The organism is Mitsuaria sp. BK037 (assembly GCF_014193045.1).
Taxonomy (GTDB): domain Bacteria; phylum Pseudomonadota; class Gammaproteobacteria; order Burkholderiales; family Burkholderiaceae_C; genus Roseateles.
Map to the genome: position 1 here is coordinate 1,630,294 of NZ_JACHYS010000001.1, position 17,433 is coordinate 1,647,726.

The following is a 17,433-nucleotide window of genomic DNA, read 5'->3' on the forward strand; positions in this document are numbered from 1 at the left end:
TCATCGAACCCTCGTCCAGGCCTCGCTGCTGCTCCTGATGGCACAGCAGGCCCAGGCGGACGTCCTGCCCATGGCGGACACCGCCCATCGCGCCAGCGCGCCGCCCAGCCAGCTCACCGCCCCCTCGCGCGACATCGCCTTGCCCCGTCGCCCGGACGATCCTGCCCAGGCTTCGGCGTCCGGAGACGCGACCCCCATTCCCGTGCGCCGCGTCCGCGTCACCGGCGCGCGGCTGTTCCCGGCCGAGGCCCTGGAGGCCCTGGTCGCCGACCTGAACGACGGCACGCGGACGCTGGACGAGCTCGCACGCGGCGCGGCCCGCATCACCGAGCACTACCGCGATCACGGCTGGTTCCTGGCACGCGCGGTCCTGCCGCCGCAGACGATCCGCGATGGCGAGGTCGAGATCCGCGTGATCGAAGGCCGCTTGGCCGAGGTGCGTGTCCAGGTGGCCCCCGGCAGCCGCATCGACGCCTCGGTCCTCGAGGCCCGCATGACCGCGATCCCGCTCGGCGAGCCGCTGAACCAGGCGCAGGTGGACCGCACGCTGCTGCTGCTGTCCGACCTGCCCGGCGCCCGGTTGAAGGCGCGGCTGCAGGCCGGCGCGCAGCCCGGGGACACGACGATCTCGATCGAGTCCGAACCCGCCCCTCTGGTCAGCGGCCGGATCGAGGCGGACAACCACGGCTCGCGCTACACCGGCCAGCGCCGCGCCGGTGGGTCCATCGTGCTGGACAGCCCGACCGGGCACGGCGAATCGATCAGCGCCCGCCTGCTCGCGAGCGAGGGCGACCTCTACTACGGCCGCCTGGCCGCGCAGCTCCCCCTCGGCAACGGCGGATGGAGCACGGGGCTGAGCGTGACGCGCACCCAGTACGCGCTGGGCTCGTCCTTCGCCGAGCTCGACGCGCGCGGCCAAGCCAACGTGGCGGAATGGCAGCTCAGCTATCCGCTGATCCGCAGCACCGCCCTCAACCTCACCGCGCAGGCCAGCCTCGAGCGCCGTCGCCTGAACGACGAGATCCGCGCCACCGGGACCGCCACCGGCAAGCGTGCGACGCATGGCACGCTGCAGCTGATGCTCGGCCTGCGGGACGATGTCGCCGCCGGCGCGGATACACGGATCGCGCTGCGCGTCGGCCGCGGGCACCTGGGCTTCAGCTCGCCGGACGCGGCGCTCATCGACAGCCTGAGCGCGCGCACCGCGGGGCGCTACGGCACGCTCAACCTCGACCTGCAGCGCAACCAGCGACTCGGCGGCGGCTGGGGCGTGCTGATGGCGGCCAGCGGGCAGCTCGCCTCGCGCAACCTGGACTCGTACCAGAAGTTCGTCCTCGGCGGCGTGCAGGGCCTGCGCGGCTACCCCTCGGGCGAGGCCGTCGGCGACGAGGGCTGGCTCGCGTCCGGCGAGCTCTACTACGCGGCGAATCCGGCCTTCATTCCCAGCGTGTTCCTGGGCGCCGGCGGCGTGCGGCTCAACGAGGCGCCCTTCCTCCCGACGGACAACCGTCGCACGCTGCACAGCTACGGCGCCGCCCTGCGCGGCACCTGGCGGACGATGGACTGGACGCTCTCGATCGCCGGGCACGGCGCGGAGCGGGCGCAGTCCGAGCCGGACCGCGCCGTGCGCGTCTGGGTCCAGGCCGGCTGGGCGTTCTGACCGGTCAGGGTCATCGCGCCGGGCCGGCCCCCGCCCGTCTCGTGCCGCTCAGCGGTTGGCGCAGAAGCCGAACGAGGTGGTCGCGCCGGCCTGCAGCGTCTGGTTCCAGCTGACGCCGACCGCGGTCGCACTGGTGCCGCTCTGCGACACCGTCGCGTTCCACGCGGTGTAGATCGCGCCGACGACCGGGAAGGACACCGTCCAGTTCAGCGGCGTCGCGTTGGGATTGCCCACGGTGACGTTGTTGCAGTAGCCCTGGCCCCAGTCGTTGGCCACGCTGATGCTGACCGTGGCCGGCTGCGCGGGCGTCGTCGGCGTCGTCGGCGTGCCGCCGCCGCCGGACGATCCGCCCGAGCCCGCCGCCGGCAGGACCAGCGGGAACTGCTGGCCGAGGTCGATCTCCGTCGTCACCGCCAGCGTCACGTTCGGGGCCAGCATCTGCTGGCCGAAGACGTCGGTGATCCGGATGTCGTAGGGGCCGGGGCCCATGCCGCTCGGGGCGATGAAGTAGTTGTACATCTCGCGGCCGAGCGTCGTGAACGCGCCACCGCTGCTGGGCCGGTATTCGAGCGAGGCCACCGGGCCGGCGTGATCGCGGACCTGCACCCCCGCCCACCACTGGCTCGATCCCTCCTTGAAGAACAGCTTGGCCGAGCGCGCGTTGCACGACACGTAGCGCCAGCTGATGGGGATGCGTCCGGCCTCGATCGGCGAGATCTTCGCGAAGGCCTCCTGCGACAGGTCCACGTCACCGGGCGCGCACTCGGGGCAGCGGTCATCGACGCGTGCCACCACCTTCTGCTGCGTGTTGAGGTTGGTCACCTCGATGCAGGCGCCGCAGGCCTGCGCGGTGTTGTAGTCGGCGGTGTTCATCGCCGCGGTCAGGATGTCGGTGGGCTTGGGCAAGGAGCAGTTGCCGCCTCCGCCGTAGCCGTAGAAGGTGCCCTGCCCGGTGTGGGTCTGCTGGTAGTTGCCCTGCGCCGCGGCGGTGAGCTGCAAGCCCGCCAGCAAGCCGCCAACCAGCAGCGACAGAAACGCGCGGCGCTGCGCCGCAAGCCGTGATGTCATGACGATTCCCCCGTTGACCTCGATGAACACTGGTGAATCCGTGGTCTGCCCCACCGGACCGCCGCAGTGTCCCGGCTTCGTCCGCAAGCCCTGGTGAGAATGGGTAACGCCATATGACTGCGTTGTCATCGGCACGACATCGAGGTCCCCTAGAGTCCGCCGCCGTTCCCACCCGCTTGTCTCACCACCGATGTCTCTCTCCGCCTTCCCGGCCAAGCGCCGCCCGCTGCTGCTCGCCCTGCTCCCCGTGTTCGTGCCCGCGCTGCTGCTCGGCGCCTGCTCCTCCGACGACGACGACAGCCCGGAGCAGCCGCTGGTCATCCCCGCCGCGCCCAAGGGCCTGGGCACCACCGACAGCGCCGCGGTGCAGGACGAGACGCAGGTCCCGCCCTTCATCGACAACATCGCGAGCAACCAGCGCGGCGACGCGCGCTACGCCACCTTGCAGACCAATGCCGGCGTGCGCGTGGTGTCGGGCTTCCTGGACATCTGGCAGCCGAGCACGCTGCTCGTCGACGCGGGCGCGAGCGCCCCGGCACGCGACGGCTTCGCGGCCGTTGCCGCATCGAGCTGGAGCGGCCTGCCCGGCGACGCGACCGACGGCAAGGTGCTCAACGCGGCGGTCCATGCCGCCAACGTGCAGTACGTCGTCGATGCCACCGCGCGCCGCACGCCGGCGCAGGAGCTGGCCGCCTACCTCGACGATCGCCGCGGCAAGGGCTACAGCATCAGCGACGGCATGGGCCCGTTGACGACGGCCTGGCGCACGCTCAGCGAGCAGAGCACCACCATCACGGACATCGCGGCCGACGCGACCACGGTGCTCTACAACGACAAGGGCAACGACATCGGCAACGCGGGCAGCGCCAACAGCCACGGCTTCGGCGCGGCGATCGACCTGGTGGCCAACATCGGCAACAACGCGTCGACGGAGCCGGCCAAGCGCTTCTACAAGTACGCCCGCCCCTGGCGCTGGAGCGCCAGCGTCAAGGTGGTGCCGGCGCTGGAGCCGGCCAAGAGCGGCACGCCGACGACCGATGGCGGCTTCGTCAGCGGCCACAGCGCGGAAGCCGTGCGCAAGGCGCTGGCGATGGCCTACCTCGTGCCCGAGCGCTACCAGGAGATGGTCACCCGTGCCCTGGTGCTGGGCGAGAACCGCATCTACGCGGGCATGCATTCGCCGCTGGACGTGATCGGCGGTCGCATCCAGGGCGTGGCGGCCGCGGCGGCCAACCTGGCGACCGATCCCAACAAATCCGGCCGTCAGGCCGCCTACGACCAGGCGCGCACGGCCTTGATGGCCGCCGTCGGCGCGAAGGACGCCGCGGCGCTGCAGGCCTATGCGCATTCGCTGCCGCTGGCGCAGGACCCCTACGCCGACTACGCCACCAACAAGGCGACGGTGTTGCGCCTGATGACCTTCGGCCTGGCGCCGATCGCCGCCACCACCAAGGCGGCGGTCGTGCCCAAGGGCGCGGAGGTGCTGCTGGAGACCCGCCTGCCCTACCTCAGCGCCGACCAGCGCCGCGTGGTGCTGAAGACGACCGCGCTGGCCTCCGGCACGCCGGTCATGGACGATGCCGAGGGCTGGGGCCGGCTGAACCTCTTCGCCGCGGCCGATGGCTACGGCGCCTTCGATGGCGACGTCAGCGTCACGATGGACGCGGCCCGAGGCGGCTTCCAGGCGCTGGATGTGTGGCGCAACGACATCCGCGGCGCCGGCAAGCTGACCAAGCTGGGCAGCGGCACGCTGGCCCTGGCCGGCGCGAATGCATTCACCGGCGGCACGCAGGTCTCGGGCGGCGTGCTGCGCGCCGACAGCGCCAAGGCGCTGGGCACCGGCGATGTCTACGTCGACACCGGCACGCTGATGACGCAGGCGGCCACGCCGGTGGCGGTGGTGAACTACACCCAGCTCGCGACCGGCGCGCTGGAGCTGCACCTGGGCGCCGCCAACGCCGGCAGCCTGACCGCGGCGGGCAACGTGGTGATCGCTGGCGGCACGCTGACGGTGAAGTTCCAGGCCGGCACGGTGCCGCGCAGTGGCGACACCGTGGTGGCGATCCAGGCGGCGACGCTGAAGGGCAAGTTCGACAAGGTGGTGGTCGAGGGCTTCACCGCGACGCCGACCTACACGGCCACCGGTCTGCAGATCCGCATCAACTGAGCACGAGGGGACATCGCATGAACCGCATGAAGCGCATGAACCGCATGAAGCGCATGAACCACACGAAGCGCATGAATCGCATGAGACGCTTGAGCGCCGCCGCCGCGCTGGTCCTGTCGACCGTCGTCGCCGCGCCGTCGGCATGGGCCGACGACTTCCCCGCCCTCTCGGCGGCCTGGCCGGCGAACGTGTCGATCGCAGCGACCTATCCGCTGTTCGACTTCGACACCGACGGCTGCCTGCCCAGCGCCGGCGTCAGCCGCAGCGGGCAGCAGAACGGCGGACTGAAGACCTCGGGCGGCATCACCGCCGGCTGCCGCCGCGCGGACTTCCTGGACTACGCGAACACGCTGCATCGCCACGCCTGCGTCACCAGCGGCGGCAACGTCTATTGCGGCCATTTCTACGCGCTGTATTTCCTGAAGGACCAGGTGACGGCGCTTGGCGGCGGTCATCGCCACGACTGGGAGCACGCGGCGATCTGGACCACGAATGGCGTGGTCACCCATGCCGGCTACAGCGCGCATGGCGACCTGACCAACGCGGCGGTCGGCACGCTGGCCGTGCAGAACGGGCACGTGCGCTTCGTCTATCACAAGGACGGCGCGCTGACGCATGCGATGCGCTTCGCCGGCACCGACGAGATCGCCGCCGAGAACCCGTATGGCCAGTGGCTCACGCCGGCGATCGTCAGCTGGACCGCGATGACCGGCGACGGCGTGAGCAACGCGACGATGCGCGGCCTGCTCAACGGCTTCGACTACGGCTCGGCCAACGTGCCGGTCAAGGACAGCAACTTCCTGACCAACCTCAACAACGGCCGCCCGGCCGGTTATCCGGCGTTCACGTCGGCCAGCATCGACGCGGCGCGCTGAGTCGCCGCGATCGGTTCGGCGCCTCGGGCGCCGGGCGCGACCCAGGGCCGCGGCGCGATGCCGCGGCCCTTGTCATTTCATCGCGTGCGCCGGCTCGTCCGCCAGCGGGTCGGCGCTCAGCGGCAACCGGACCGACACCGACGCGCCCTGCCCGCTGCCCGCGCTGTGGGCGGCCGCGCCGCCCCCATGCAGTTCCGCGATGCTGCGCACCAGCGCGAGCCCCAGGCCCAGGCCGCCGTGCGCCCCATGCGCGCCGTGACCGCGCGCATGCTCCTCGCCCTGCGAGAAGGGCTCGAACGCATGGGCCAGCGTCTGCGCGGTCATGCCGATGCCGTTGTCGACGACGGTGATCACCGCCGCATCGTCGTCGCGCCGCAGCGTCAGCGCGATCGTGCCGCCCGGCGGCGTGAACTTGATCGCGTTGCTGAGCAGGTTGCTCACCAGCTGGATCAAGCGCGTGCGGTCGCCCGTGACCGCCAGCGGCTGCGTCGGCCAGGTGGCCTGCAGGCGATGCTCGCGGGCCTCGGCCGCCGGACGCATGCCCTCGACGGCCTCCCGCACCACCTCGCCCAGCTCCAGCGGCGTCATGGTCAGGCGCACCTTCCCGGTGGTGACGCGGCTGACGTCGAGCAGGTCCTCGACCAGCCGGTTGATCTGCCGCACCTGCTTGCTCGCGACCTCGACGCACCAGGTGGCGCGTGGGCTCAGCGTCTCGCGGTCCAGCAGGGACAGCACGTTGGTCAGCGGCGCCAGCGGATTGCGGATCTCGTGCGACAGCACCGCGATGAATTCGGTCATGCGGCGGCTCTCCTCGACCAGCTCCGCCATGCGGCGGCGCTCGCGCTCCTGCTCCATGCGCGCGGTGAGGTCGCGGGTGACCTTGGCGTAGCCGAGCAGGTCGCCGTCCGCATGCTTGATCGCCGTGATCACGACATTGGCCCAGAAGGTCGACCCGTCGCGCCGCACGCGCCAGCCCTCGTCCTCGAAGCGGCCGTGCTCGCGCGCGAGCTTGAGCTCCGCGTCGGGCCAGGCCGCGTCGATGTCCGGCTGGGTGTAGAAGACCGAGAAATGCCGGCCGATGATCTCGTCCGCCTCATACCCCTTGATGCGCCGCGCGCCCGCGTTCCAGGTCGCGATCCGGCCGGACGGCGTGAGCAGGAAGATCGCGTAGTCCAGCACGCCCTCCACCAGGCGCCGATAGGCCTCGTCGCCCGCCTGGTGCAGGCGCGCGACGTCGTCGCCCTCTCGGTCCTGTCCGTCGTTTCCTGGCTTGTCAGCCGTCATCCCGTACCTCGTCCGCCTCACTGTCCCGTGAGTCCGTGACCTGCCCTGAGCGGCCGACTCTATCGCGCCACGCCGACGCCCAGCCGCTTGGCCAGACGGAGGAAATTGCTGCGATCCATGCCGGCCTCGCGGGCCGCGGCGGCCATCGCGCCACCGTGGCGCCGCAGCGCCTCCTCGATCCAGCGGCGCTGGAACTGCTCGGTCGCCGCGCGCAGGCCCGGCCCCGTGGCGTCCGTCGCAGCATCGACCGCCGAGGCCATCGGGTCACGGGGCATTCGGGGCTCCCGACCGGCATCCGCGCCGTCATCGGTGGGCGCAGGGCGAGTCACCGATGCACCTTCGCCCAGGCCGAGGTGCTCCGGCTCGATCGCGATCCATCGCCCGCCGCGCCCGGCCGTCGCCAGCGCGCGGAGCGCGGCGCGGCTGATCAGATGCTCGAGTTCGCGGACATTGCCCGGCCAGTCGTGGGCGAGCAGCGCCTGCGACGCCGCCGGCGACAGCCGCAGGTTGCGGGCGCCGAGCCGGTGCTGGTTCTCCTCCAGGAAGCTGCCCGCCAGGGCCAGCACGTCGCGGCCGCGCTCGCGCAGCGCCGGCACGCGCAGCGGATAAACCGACAGCCGGTGATAGAGATCGGCGCGGAAGCGCCCGCGCGCGACCTCCTCGCGCAGGTCGCGGTTGGTCGCGGCCAGGACCCGCACGTCGACCCGCTGCACGCGATCGCTGCCGGGACGCTGTACGTCGCCGCTCTGCAGCACGCGCAGCAGCTTGGCCTGCACCGGCAGCGGCAGCTCGCCGACCTCGTCCAGCAGCAGCGTGCCGCCGTCGGCCAGCTCGAACTTGCCGACGCGGTCCGCCACCGCGCCGGTGAAGGCGCCGCGCTTGTGGCCGAAGAGCTCGCTGTCGGCCAGGGTCTCGGGCAAGGCGGCGCAGTTGATCTGCACCAGCGGCCGGTCCTGGCGCGTCGAGCGGGCATGCAGGCGCTCCGCGACGAGTTCCTTGCCCACGCCGGTCTCGCCCAGGATCAGCACCGTCAGGTCGGAGGCCGCGACGGTGTCGATCTCGCCGCGCAGGCGGACCATCGCCGCGCTGCGTCCGAGCAGCTCGCGCGGACTGTCGCGCCGCACTGCGCGCGCCAGCGCCTGTTCGCGCGCGGCACGCTGGGCCAGCGTCGCGATCGTGTCCTCGGCCGCGAGGCCCGCCTCGAGCAGCCGCACGACCGCCGCCAGCCGTTGCGGACCGACCTCGTCGAACGCGTGGGGATCGAGCGCATCCAGCGTCACCAGGCCCCAGACGCGGCCGTCGACGCGCAGCGGTGCGCCCATGCAGTCGTGGACGGCCTCCAGTTCCTGCTGGTGCTCGAGCAGGCCGTCATAGGGATCGGGCAGGCCGGCGTCGGCGGCGAAGCGCAGGCCCTCGCCGCTGGCCAGCAGGCGGGCCAGGCGCGGATGGGCAGCCGCCGGAAAGCGCCGGCCCAGCGCTTCCTCGGCCAGTCCGTCGACGGCCACCGGTTGCAGCACCGGCTCGCCCTCTTCGGGCAACAGGCGCAGCAGCGCGGCCGCGTCGCAGCGGACCAGGCCGCGCACCGCAGCGAGCAATTGGCGAAACCGCGCTTCCGTTGTCATTTCGACACCTTCGTTGTCTGTTCGACAGCGGCGGATTCTCGGTCATTCCGACCACACATCCGCCGTGCAGCGCGGAAACCCCAGCCGGCTCAATGACTTGCAGCGCCACTGCCAACGCCGCATGCTTGGCACGATTCCTGATTGCTGACGGGCATCCTCAACGAATCCGGAGTTCCGACGCTCATGTTCAAGCCCCAGACCATCGCCCTGATCCAGGCCACGGTGCCGCTGCTGAAGTCGCGCGGCGAGGAGATCACGCGCCACTTCTATCGCGTGATGCTGTCCGAGCATCCCGAGCTGAAGGCCTTCTTCAACGAGGCGCACCAGGCCGAGGGCACGCAGGCGCGCGCACTGGCCGGCGCGGTGCTGGCCTACGCGAGCCACATCGACCGCGTCCATGAACTGGCCCCGGCCCTGCCCCGCATCGTCCAGAAGCATGTGGCGCTGGGCGTGCAGCCGGCGCATTACCCGATCGTCGGCCAATGCCTGCTGCGCGCGATCCGCGAGGTGCTGGGCGCCGAGGTGGCCACCGACGCGATCATCGACGCCTGGGCCGAGGCCTACGGCGCGCTCGCCCAGTTGCTGATCGATGCCGAAGAGCAGGCCTACGCCGCCACCGCCGCGCTGCCGGGCGGCTGGCGCGGCCAACGCACGATGGTCGTCGCGCGCAAGGAGCGCGAGAGCGAGCTGATCACCTCGTTCTACCTGGAGCCGGTCGACGGCCAGCCGCTCCCGCCCTTCCAGCCCGGGCAATACCTGACGCTGGTGCTGGACATCGACGGCCGCACGGTGCGCCGCAACTACTCGCTGTCGGACGCGCCGGGCAAGCCCTGGTACCGCGTCAGCATCAAACGCGAGGACGGCGGCCTGGTGTCGGGCTGGATGCACGACCGCGTCGAGGTCGGCGCGCGCCTGGAGGTCCAGGCGCCGGCGGGCGAGTTCACGCTCGACCCGCAAGCCACCCGGCCGCTGCTGCTGGTGACCGGCGGTGTCGGCATCACGCCGGCGATGGCGATGCTGGAGTCGGCGGCCCCCAGCGGCCGGCCGATCCGCTTCATCCATGCGGCGCGCCACGGCGGCGTGCACGCCTTCCGCGAGCGCGTGGACCTGCTGGCCGCGGCGCACCGCAACGTCGAGGCCATGTACGTCTACGACGCGCCGCGCGAAGGCGACGAGCCGCACGAGGTCGGCCAGGTGACGGATGCGCTGCTGGCGCGCCACCTGCCCGAGGACCGCGACGTCGACCTGTACCTGCTCGGACCGAAGCCGTTCATGCAGGCGGTCTACCGCGCCGGCCGCCAGCTCGGCGTGCCCGAGGCGCAGCTGCGCTACGAGTTCTTCGGCCCGACGCAGGAGCTGGTCGCGTCGCCTCGATGACGCGGCGCGGCGGGGTCTGCCGCTAGCATGGCCCGTCCCCTGCCCGCCCGACGGCAGGGACGGAACAAGGAGACCCGCATGGAATGCCTCACCCTGACCGAAGACGCCGGCGTCGGCCACCTGGTGCTGAACCGGCCCGACGCGATGAACACGATGTCGCCGCAGCTGTGGCGCGAGCTGGAGACGGTGCTGGACCAGCTGCATCGCAGCCCCACGCTGCGGGCGCTGGTGATCTCCTCGACGGGGCGGCATTTCAGCGCGGGCATGTCGCTGGACGTGTTCCAGAACGGCGGCATCCAGCTCGACGACCGCAGCGCCGAGGGGCGTGCCGCGATCGTCGACCTGCTGGCCGACATGCAGCAGGCCTTCAACCGCCTGGACGACCTGCGCGTGCCGACGATCGCCGCGATCCAGGGCGGCTGCATCGGCGGCGCGGTGGACCTCGTGGCGGCCTGCGACATCCGCTATGCGGAGGCTGGCGCCTTCTTCTGCATCCAGGAGATCAACATCGGCATGGCCGCCGACCTGGGCACGCTGCAGCGCCTGCCCAAGCTGATCCCGCTGGGGGTGGTCAAGGAAATGGCCTACACCGGCCGCCGCCTGCCGGCGGCGCGGGCGCTGGCGGTCGGGCTGGTGAACGATGTCCTGGCGACGCCGGCCGAGTGCGTCGAGGCCGCGCTGCAGTGCGCGCGCGAGATCGCGCAGAAGCCACCGGTGGCGGTGTGGGGCAGCAAGCAGGCGATCCACTACGCGCGCGATCACGGCGTCAAGGACAGCCTGCAGCAGATGGGCTGGCTGCAGGCGGCGATCTGGCAGAACAGGAATTTGATGGAGGCGTTCGCGGCGACGCAGGCCAAGCGGCCCACCGCCTTCCCGGATCTGGCTGCGCTGAAGTTCTTCCGCGAGGGCTGAGGTCCTCGCTGCCAGCCCGCCCTTGGCCTTCATCGGAAAAGGCGGCTCCGCCTCAAGGCCCCCAGACGTCCCGGCGTCGTAGCTCCAGGCCGAGGTCAAGCCCGACGCGGCGGTCCAGAAAACAGAAACGCCCGCCCTGCTTATCGCAGGAGCGGGCGTTGTCGCGAGACAAGCGCCGGGAGGCTTACTTGTTCACCGCATCCTTCAGCGCCTTGCCGGCGGTGAACTTGGCGACCTTGGAGGCCGGGATGTCCAGCGCTTCGCCGGTGGCCGGGTTCTTGCCGGTGCGGGCGGCGCGCTCGCTCACCTTGAAGGTGCCGAAGCCGACCAGGGCGATCTGGTCGCCGGCGGCCAGGGCTTCGGTGATGGTTTCCAGGGTCGCGTCCAGGGCGGTCGCGGCCACGGCACGGGTGACGCCCGCCTTGGTGGCGATGCCTTCGATCAGTTCACTCTTGTTCATCAATGCTTCCAGTAAAAAACCAGGGTCCGGCGAGCCGGGGCCGCGATTATCAGCCAGTCCGGCACCCCCGCCTGTTTGAAGACGCAACCGCCTCGACGCCAGGGCCGTCAGGCGTCCGCATCGCGGATGGCATCGCCTTTTCGGGCGACATCGTCCCCCTGAAGACGGCCCTCCCAGCCATTCAGTCCCCCTGAACGACGAAGCCCGGCGCGAGCGCCGGGCTTCAGGGGCGTCAGGTCGCCGGAAGGCTTACCAGCCCAGGTCCTTCAGCAGCGACTTGGTCAGGTCCTTCGGCGGCACCAGCACCAGGCCCAGGTCCGGGCTGATGTTGGGTTCCATCAGCAGGTTGGGCGAGGCCGAGACATCCCAGTGCGACACCGACGAGCCGCCCACCAGCGGGTTGGGCGTGTACAGCAGCGGCCGGCCCAGCGCGTCGGCACCGGCGCGGCGGCTCGGGTCGGTCGTCAGCGAGCCGGTCGCGTAGCCCACCTTGCCGCGCATGCCGTAGGGCACCGAGGCGGTGATGGCGGCGCGCAGCTTCACGCCGTCGGCCTGCGACACGCTGATCGTGGGGATGGTGACCGTCGGATCGCTGCCGCCCAGGCCCGGCGCGGCGCCCGCGGCGTTGTTGGCGATGATCACGCCGATCGCGCCGGCGTTCTGCGCGTTCTTGGCCTTAACCGCGAAACCGCAGGTACCGCGATCGATCACCACCACCTTGCCGGCGCTAGCGGCCGTGTCGGCGCCGTTGAACGGCAGGCAGCCCTGGCCCGCGCCGACCGTGTCCGGCGCGATCGTCGAGATCGACCCCAGCGTCATCCCGCTGCCGACCGCCGGCCCGAAGGAGGCGGTGCCGTAGGGGTACTGGCCCGAATAACCCGGCGCCGCGGTCGCAACCTTCAGCACCGGCGTGGCCGCCAGCATGCCGGCACCGGCGACCACGTTGGGCCCGACCCAGGCCAGGCCCAGCGGGTTCACCGCCGAGGCCTTGCGCTCCGCGCTCGTCATGTTCAGCCAGGTCTTGCCCTGGGTGTTGTCGAACATGAAGCGCTCCCAGATGCTGGGCAGTCCGTCGTCGGTGTAGGCGGTGCCGGCGCGGTTGATGCGCTTGCCGGTCGAGGTCTGCACCGACAGCACGCTGAAGCCCAGGCCATGGCCCAGCTCATGCAGCAGCGTCTCGACGAAGTTCACGCCATTGCCGAAGTTGCCGTCGATGCCCAGGTAGAACGGCGAGCCGGTCAGGCAGCCTTCCTTGCCCAGGTTGATGTTGAACTGGGTCTTGATGTCGACGTTGTTGAAGCCCGTGGTGTCGGGCTGGCCCTCGCTCAGGTTGACCTTGGCCAGCTTGTTGGCCAGGGCTTGCGGATACCAGGTGTCGGGCGCGCCGCCCTGGAAGCCGTACCAGAAGTTCCAGGCGCTGGCGCTGCCCAGCGTCGCCGACGAGGCGGTGCAGGCCAGCGGTTCCCAGGCGGCGCTGACGGTGATGGTCACGTCGCTCTCCAGCGCCTGTTCCCACACGTCGGCGACGTAGCGGTAGATGAACATGCGCTGCTCGCCGAGCGTGGTGCCCGGGTTGCCGCCCACCGGCGCGACCGGCGTCGTGTCGTTGAAGCCGACGCCGGCCGGATCGCGGCTCTGGATGACGATGGTGGCGGCCTGCGCCAGGCCGGCGCCGCACAGGGCGGCCACGACGGCCGAGCGCAGCAGGGTCTGCTTGAAGCTGAAGGTCTTGGGCATGGCTTACTCCGTGGGCAGGGCCGACTTGGCGGCGGCGGCGCTCTTCATGAAGGCCTCGGCCTCTTCCTTGCTGGCGAAGCAGGCTTCGATCAGCTTGCCGTCGGGACCGCGCACGACGACGGACTGGCTCGCCATCTCGTCGGTCGCGCGGATGCCGGTGGCACCGCTGCTGTGCAGCTTCATCTGCGGCGAGAGCGCCACCGCGCGCAGCGCGACGCGGGCCTTGGCGGCCGGCAGCTGCGCCTGCAGCGCGGCATGTTCCTCGGCCGTGGCCGGGCGGAGCTTGCCGGTCTCGGCGTCGCGCACGACGACGAGGGACTCCTGCGCCATGACGGGCGCGGCGGAGGGTGCCGACGGCGCGGCGGGGGCGGCAGTCGCCGGCGCGGCGGCTTCGTGAGCCTGCGCCGCCAGCGGCAGGGCCACGGCGATCGCCAGGCCCAGGGAGATGCGGGTGATCATGGTCGTTGTCCTTGCGGAGATGACTCGGAGGGATCGGGAAACGGGAAGCGCGCGTCGGCGCTCAACGCGCGGCGCGACGGCGGCGGGCGGCCATCAGGCCCAGCAGGCTGACGCCGGCCAGCGCCCAGCTCGAGGGCTCGGGCACCTGCGCCACCACCAGGCTGTCGACGGCGGCGATGTCGGAGGTGTCGACGGCGCCGACGTGGCCGAGGGCGAAGCGCGCGCTCGAGCCCGCGCCCTGGCCCGCGATCGTGAAGGTGTATCGGCTCCACTCGCCGAGGGTGGCGGTGATCGTGGCGACCGGCAGCAGGCTGGCCAGGTCGCCGGCCGCGTCCACCAGGCCGTAGGTCAGGTCGTCGGCGTAGTTGCCGTCGACGCCGCCACGGGCCCAGAAGGAGACCTGCGTGTCGAAGGCCGTCGAGAAGGCGGAAGTGATCAGCCAGCTGCCCAGCGAGCCGCCGTCCGGACCGGCCGCCCAGCGCGCCTGCAGGAAGGATTCGCCGGCGCCGGCCTGGGCCGGGAAATTGGACTCCAGGCCCTGCGTCCAGCCCGGCACCGCGCCCGACGGCGAATTCAGGTTGATGAAGCGCCAGTCGGCGGCGCCCAGGCGGTCGGGGGCGAGCACCGTGCCGCCGTTGACGACCGTGGTGTCGAAGCCTTCGTTGATGAGGATGTATTGCTCGGCATGGGCCGACGCCATCGCGCCGAACACCGCCGCGGCCAAACAGACTTTCTTGAACATTGCTGCGTCCTTCTTCGGGATGAAGGTGGGATGACCACCTGGACTCGAGCGGCGGCGCACCGGGATGACGGACGCCGCCGCGACTGCTGTCGGCCGGCGGGAGGGCGGCCTTCGGGCGGGTCGATTCTGTGACTCCCGTCACGGTTCGCAGGAGGGGGTCGGGCCGTGCCTCCCCCCCGGTGCGGGGGTGGTTGTTTCCCTAAGGCGTGTGGGGACGCGGGTCGCCATGACGGGGACAGGACTTGCCCGGTCCGGTCGCGCACGCGGACGCAAACGGCCGCGCAAACGCATCGTCACGGGAAGTGCCTGCGGCGGGCCACCGCGCGCGTGGCGGCACGACATGGCGCCAGCCGCCCAAGGCGCGCGATGCGCAAACCACGCGCCTCGCAACTCGCCCGTCGGCGAGTGTGGCGAGCTCCGCGTAAATCCGGATGGGCAGCGGGTGCGAATCTCACCGGCACGGTGCCCTCGGACATTCGTCCGATACCGGCGCGCGCCTCGATTCGCGACAGTGGAGCCCTGTTCCAACACCCCTCCACTGTCCTCAGGAGCTTCCCCATGAACATCGCCCGCCGCCTCCTCGTCGCCGCCACCGCGGCCTCCGCCCTCGCCGCCTCGGGCCTCGCGTCCGCAGCCACGCCGGCGCCGCAGCCCTCGGTCGTGATCGTCCACGGCGCCTTCGCCGACGGCTCGGACTGGGCCAAGGTGATCCCGCTGCTGCAGCGCGAAGGCGTGCAGGTCACCGCGGTGCAGAACCCGCTCAGCTCGCTGGCCGACGACGTCGCCGCCGCGCGCCGCGCGATCGACGCGCAGCCCGGCAAGGTGGTGCTGGTCGGCCACTCCTGGGGCGGCACCGTGATCACCGAGGCCGGCGCCGCGGACAAGGTCGCCGCGCTCGTCTACATCGCGGCCTTCGCGCCCGACGTCGGCCAGAACACCGCCGAGCAGGGCAAGGGTTTCCCGACGCCCTCCGGCCTGGCGCACTTCAAGGCCGACGCGCAGGGCTGGCTGAGCCTGACCCCCACCGGCATGCGCGACCACTTCGCGCAGGACCTGCCGGCCGCGACCACCGCCGTGATGGCGGCGACGCAGGGGCCGATCCAGGCCAAAGCCTTCGAGCAGCCGGTGTCGGTCGCGGCCTGGAAGACCAAGCCGTCCTGGTACCTGCTGGCCAGCGCCGACCGCATGATCGCGCCCGAGGCGCAGGCCGCGATGGCGCAGCGCGCCGGCGCCAAGGTGACCCGGGTCGGCACCTCGCACGTGCCGCAGCAATCGCAGCCCGAAGCGGTCGCCAGGCTCATCCTGGACGCCGTCCGGCAATCCCGGTAAGGTCCGCGCCGACCGCGGGCCAGCCCAGCGCGCCGAGCACGCAAGGTGCGCCACGCCGGCGAGGCGCGCCGGACGCGCCCCGTGCGCGGCCCGCGGTGCGCTGGACCTCGCTCCTGGAATGCCGTGACCGCTGCTTCTCTTCCGATCTCTCCGTCAATCCCGTCGACGCCCTCCCCGGCGCCGGCGGGTTCGCGCGTGCCGGTGCTCGATGCCGTACGCGCACTCGCCTTCGTCGGCGACCTCAGCATGGGCCAGCCGGTCGACCACTCGACCCGCGCCGCCTGGCTGGCGACCCGCATCGCCGAGGCCGCCCGGGCTGAAGGCCTCGCGCTCGGCCGCGATGCCGACGAGGCTCCCGGCCATGCGACCTGCGTCGCGCTGCTGCGCTGGTCTGGCTGCACGGCCAACGCGCCGGAGTTCTCGGTGCTGATGGGCGACGACGTCGGCGGCCGCGACGCGATGCTCTCCAACGGCTCGGCCGCGGAGGCCTCGGCGCTGGCCGGCACGCTCGGCGACGCGGCGCTGATCCACTGCGAGGTCGCCGGCGAGATCGCCCGGCTGCTGGGCCTGCCCGCGGGCATCGAGCGCGCGATGCATCACCTCTTCGAAACCTGGGACGGCCGCGGCAAGCCCGCCGGCCTGCGCGGCGACGCGGTGCCGGCCGTCGTCTTCGCCGTCGCGCTGGCCGGCGACCTGGAGATCTTCAGCCGCGTCCACGGGCTGCCGGCGGCGCTGCGGCACATCGCCGAGCGCGCCGACGCCAAGTACCCGCAGGCGCTGGTGGCGCTGTCCACGCGACACGCGGCCGACTGGATGGCGGCGCTCGACGAAGGCGCCCATGAGGCCGTGGGTGACGCCGCGATGGCGAGCTCGATGGCCGGCCCTGAACGCGGCGCCCAAGGTGCCCCCGGTCGGCGAGCGCCCGGCAACGCGCCCGACCTGAACGGCGCGCTGGCCGCGCTGCACACGCCGCTGGAGCTCGTCGCGGACGTCATCGATCTCAAGCTGCCCTGGATGACCGGCTTGTCGCGGCGCGTCGCGGAGGCCGCCCGCGCGGCCGGCGCCGCGCTCGGCCTGGACGAGCCGGCGCAGGCGCGGCTGCACCGCGCCGGGCTGCTGCATGGCATCGGACGGGCGTCGGTGCCCAACGCGCTGTGGAGCGAGGGCCGCCGCCTCGGCGAAGCCGATCGCGAGCGCCTGCGCTTGATGCCCTACTGGACCGGCCGCGCCGCCCGGCGACTGACCGCGCTGCAGGAGGAGGCCGAACTGGCGTCCTTCGTCGACGAGCGCATGGACGGTTCGGGCGCGTTCCGGGGCGCGTCCGGCGCGGCGATCCCCGTACCGGCGCGGGTGCTCGCGGCGGCGGCCGCCTGGGTCACCGCGCGCACCGCCCGGCCCGGTGCGCCGGCGCTGGACGTCGACGCGGCGCGCGCGACCCTGCAGGTCGAAGTGGCGGCGGGCCGGCTCGATGCGCAGGCCACCGCGGCCGTCTGCGGCGCCGAACCGCGTCGCGTGACGCCCACCGCGCCCTCGCCCGCGACGGTCACGCTCTCCGCGCGCGAGACCGAGGTGCTCGCGCGCATCGCGATCGGCGAGAGCAACAAGGAAGCGGCCAAGGTCCTGGGCATCAGCCCGGCCACCGTGCGCACCCATCTGGAAAGCGCCTTCCGCAAGCTCGGCTGCAGCACGCGCGCCGCCGCGACGCTCAAGGCGATGACGATGGGTTTGCTGCCGGTCTGAG

General features: G+C 72.0%; 14 protein-coding genes. 7 read left to right on the forward strand and 7 right to left on the reverse strand.

Annotation, left to right across the window (positions count from 1 at the left end):
• The first annotated feature begins 37 nt into the window (after positions 1-37).
• Complete coding sequence (locus FHT37_RS06695) at positions 38-1,660, forward strand: ShlB/FhaC/HecB family hemolysin secretion/activation protein (RefSeq protein ID WP_183479662.1); 1,623 nt, start codon at positions 38-40, stop codon at positions 1,658-1,660.
• A gap of 48 nt (positions 1,661-1,708) precedes the next feature.
• Here FHT37_RS06695 and FHT37_RS06700 read toward each other — a convergent pair whose 3' ends face one another.
• A complete protein-coding gene (locus tag FHT37_RS06700; RefSeq protein WP_183479664.1) occupies positions 1,709-2,728 on the reverse strand; it encodes an expansin EXLX1 family cellulose-binding protein in 1,020 nt (339 codons plus the stop codon).
• Between the two features lie 190 nt (positions 2,729-2,918).
• Here FHT37_RS06700 and FHT37_RS06705 point away from each other — a divergent pair, with 190 nt between their 5' ends.
• On the forward strand, positions 2,919-4,895 hold the full coding sequence (locus FHT37_RS06705; RefSeq protein ID WP_091724689.1) for a phosphatase PAP2 family protein: 1,977 nt from the start codon (positions 2,919-2,921) through the stop codon (positions 4,893-4,895).
• A 17-nt stretch (positions 4,896-4,912) separates the two neighbouring features.
• Positions 4,913-5,770 (forward strand): NPP1 family protein, encoded by an 858-nt coding sequence (locus tag FHT37_RS06710; RefSeq protein WP_221210970.1) that lies wholly within the window; start codon positions 4,913-4,915, stop codon positions 5,768-5,770.
• 72 nt (positions 5,771-5,842) lie between these two features.
• On the opposite strand, the gene FHT37_RS06715 is transcribed toward FHT37_RS06710, so the two are convergent.
• Both FHT37_RS06715 and norR read right to left on the reverse strand, forming a co-directional pair.
• A complete protein-coding gene (locus FHT37_RS06715; RefSeq protein ID WP_183479666.1) occupies positions 5,843-7,054 on the reverse strand; it encodes a PAS domain-containing sensor histidine kinase in 1,212 nt (403 codons plus the stop codon).
• A 59-nt stretch (positions 7,055-7,113) separates the two neighbouring features.
• Positions 7,114-8,676 (reverse strand): nitric oxide reductase transcriptional regulator NorR, encoded by a 1,563-nt coding sequence (norR, locus tag FHT37_RS06720; RefSeq protein ID WP_183479668.1) that lies wholly within the window; start codon positions 8,674-8,676, stop codon positions 7,114-7,116.
• A gap of 183 nt (positions 8,677-8,859) precedes the next feature.
• On the opposite strand from norR, the gene hmpA reads away from it, so the two are divergent.
• Positions 8,860-10,053, forward strand: a complete 1,194-nt coding sequence (gene hmpA / locus FHT37_RS06725; protein ID WP_183479670.1) for an NO-inducible flavohemoprotein — start codon at positions 8,860-8,862, stop codon at positions 10,051-10,053.
• 78 nt (positions 10,054-10,131) lie between these two features.
• Positions 10,132-10,965: an enoyl-CoA hydratase-related protein gene (locus tag FHT37_RS06730; RefSeq protein ID WP_183479672.1), complete on the forward strand. Its 834-nt coding sequence runs from the start codon at positions 10,132-10,134 to the stop codon at positions 10,963-10,965.
• 184 nt (positions 10,966-11,149) lie between these two features.
• On the opposite strand, the gene FHT37_RS06735 is transcribed toward FHT37_RS06730, so the two are convergent.
• From FHT37_RS06735 to FHT37_RS06750, 4 genes are all read right to left on the reverse strand, one after another.
• Complete coding sequence (locus tag FHT37_RS06735; RefSeq protein ID WP_091724693.1) at positions 11,150-11,425, reverse strand: HU family DNA-binding protein; 276 nt, start codon at positions 11,423-11,425, stop codon at positions 11,150-11,152.
• Positions 11,426-11,674: 249 nt separating this feature from the next.
• Complete coding sequence (locus tag FHT37_RS06740; RefSeq protein ID WP_183479674.1) at positions 11,675-13,162, reverse strand: PA domain-containing protein; 1,488 nt, start codon at positions 13,160-13,162, stop codon at positions 11,675-11,677.
• Between the two features lie 3 nt (positions 13,163-13,165).
• A complete protein-coding gene (locus tag FHT37_RS06745; RefSeq protein WP_147242362.1) occupies positions 13,166-13,621 on the reverse strand; it encodes a post-PEP-CTERM-1 domain-containing protein in 456 nt (151 codons plus the stop codon).
• A 61-nt stretch (positions 13,622-13,682) separates the two neighbouring features.
• The gene (locus FHT37_RS06750) at positions 13,683-14,363 is read right to left on the reverse strand and encodes a choice-of-anchor J family PEP-CTERM protein (RefSeq protein WP_183479677.1); all 681 of its coding nucleotides are present in this window, start codon (positions 14,361-14,363) and stop codon (positions 13,683-13,685) included.
• A 558-nt stretch (positions 14,364-14,921) separates the two neighbouring features.
• Here FHT37_RS06750 and FHT37_RS06755 point away from each other — a divergent pair.
• Both FHT37_RS06755 and FHT37_RS06760 read left to right on the forward strand, forming a co-directional pair.
• Entirely contained in the window at positions 14,922-15,692 is a 771-nt protein-coding gene (locus FHT37_RS06755; RefSeq protein ID WP_183479679.1) for an alpha/beta fold hydrolase, read from the forward strand.
• A 195-nt stretch (positions 15,693-15,887) separates the two neighbouring features.
• Positions 15,888-17,432, forward strand: coding sequence for an HD domain-containing phosphohydrolase (locus FHT37_RS06760; RefSeq protein WP_409072690.1), 1,545 nt, complete (start codon positions 15,888-15,890; stop codon positions 17,430-17,432).
• The last annotated feature ends 1 nt before the right edge of the window (position 17,433 follow it).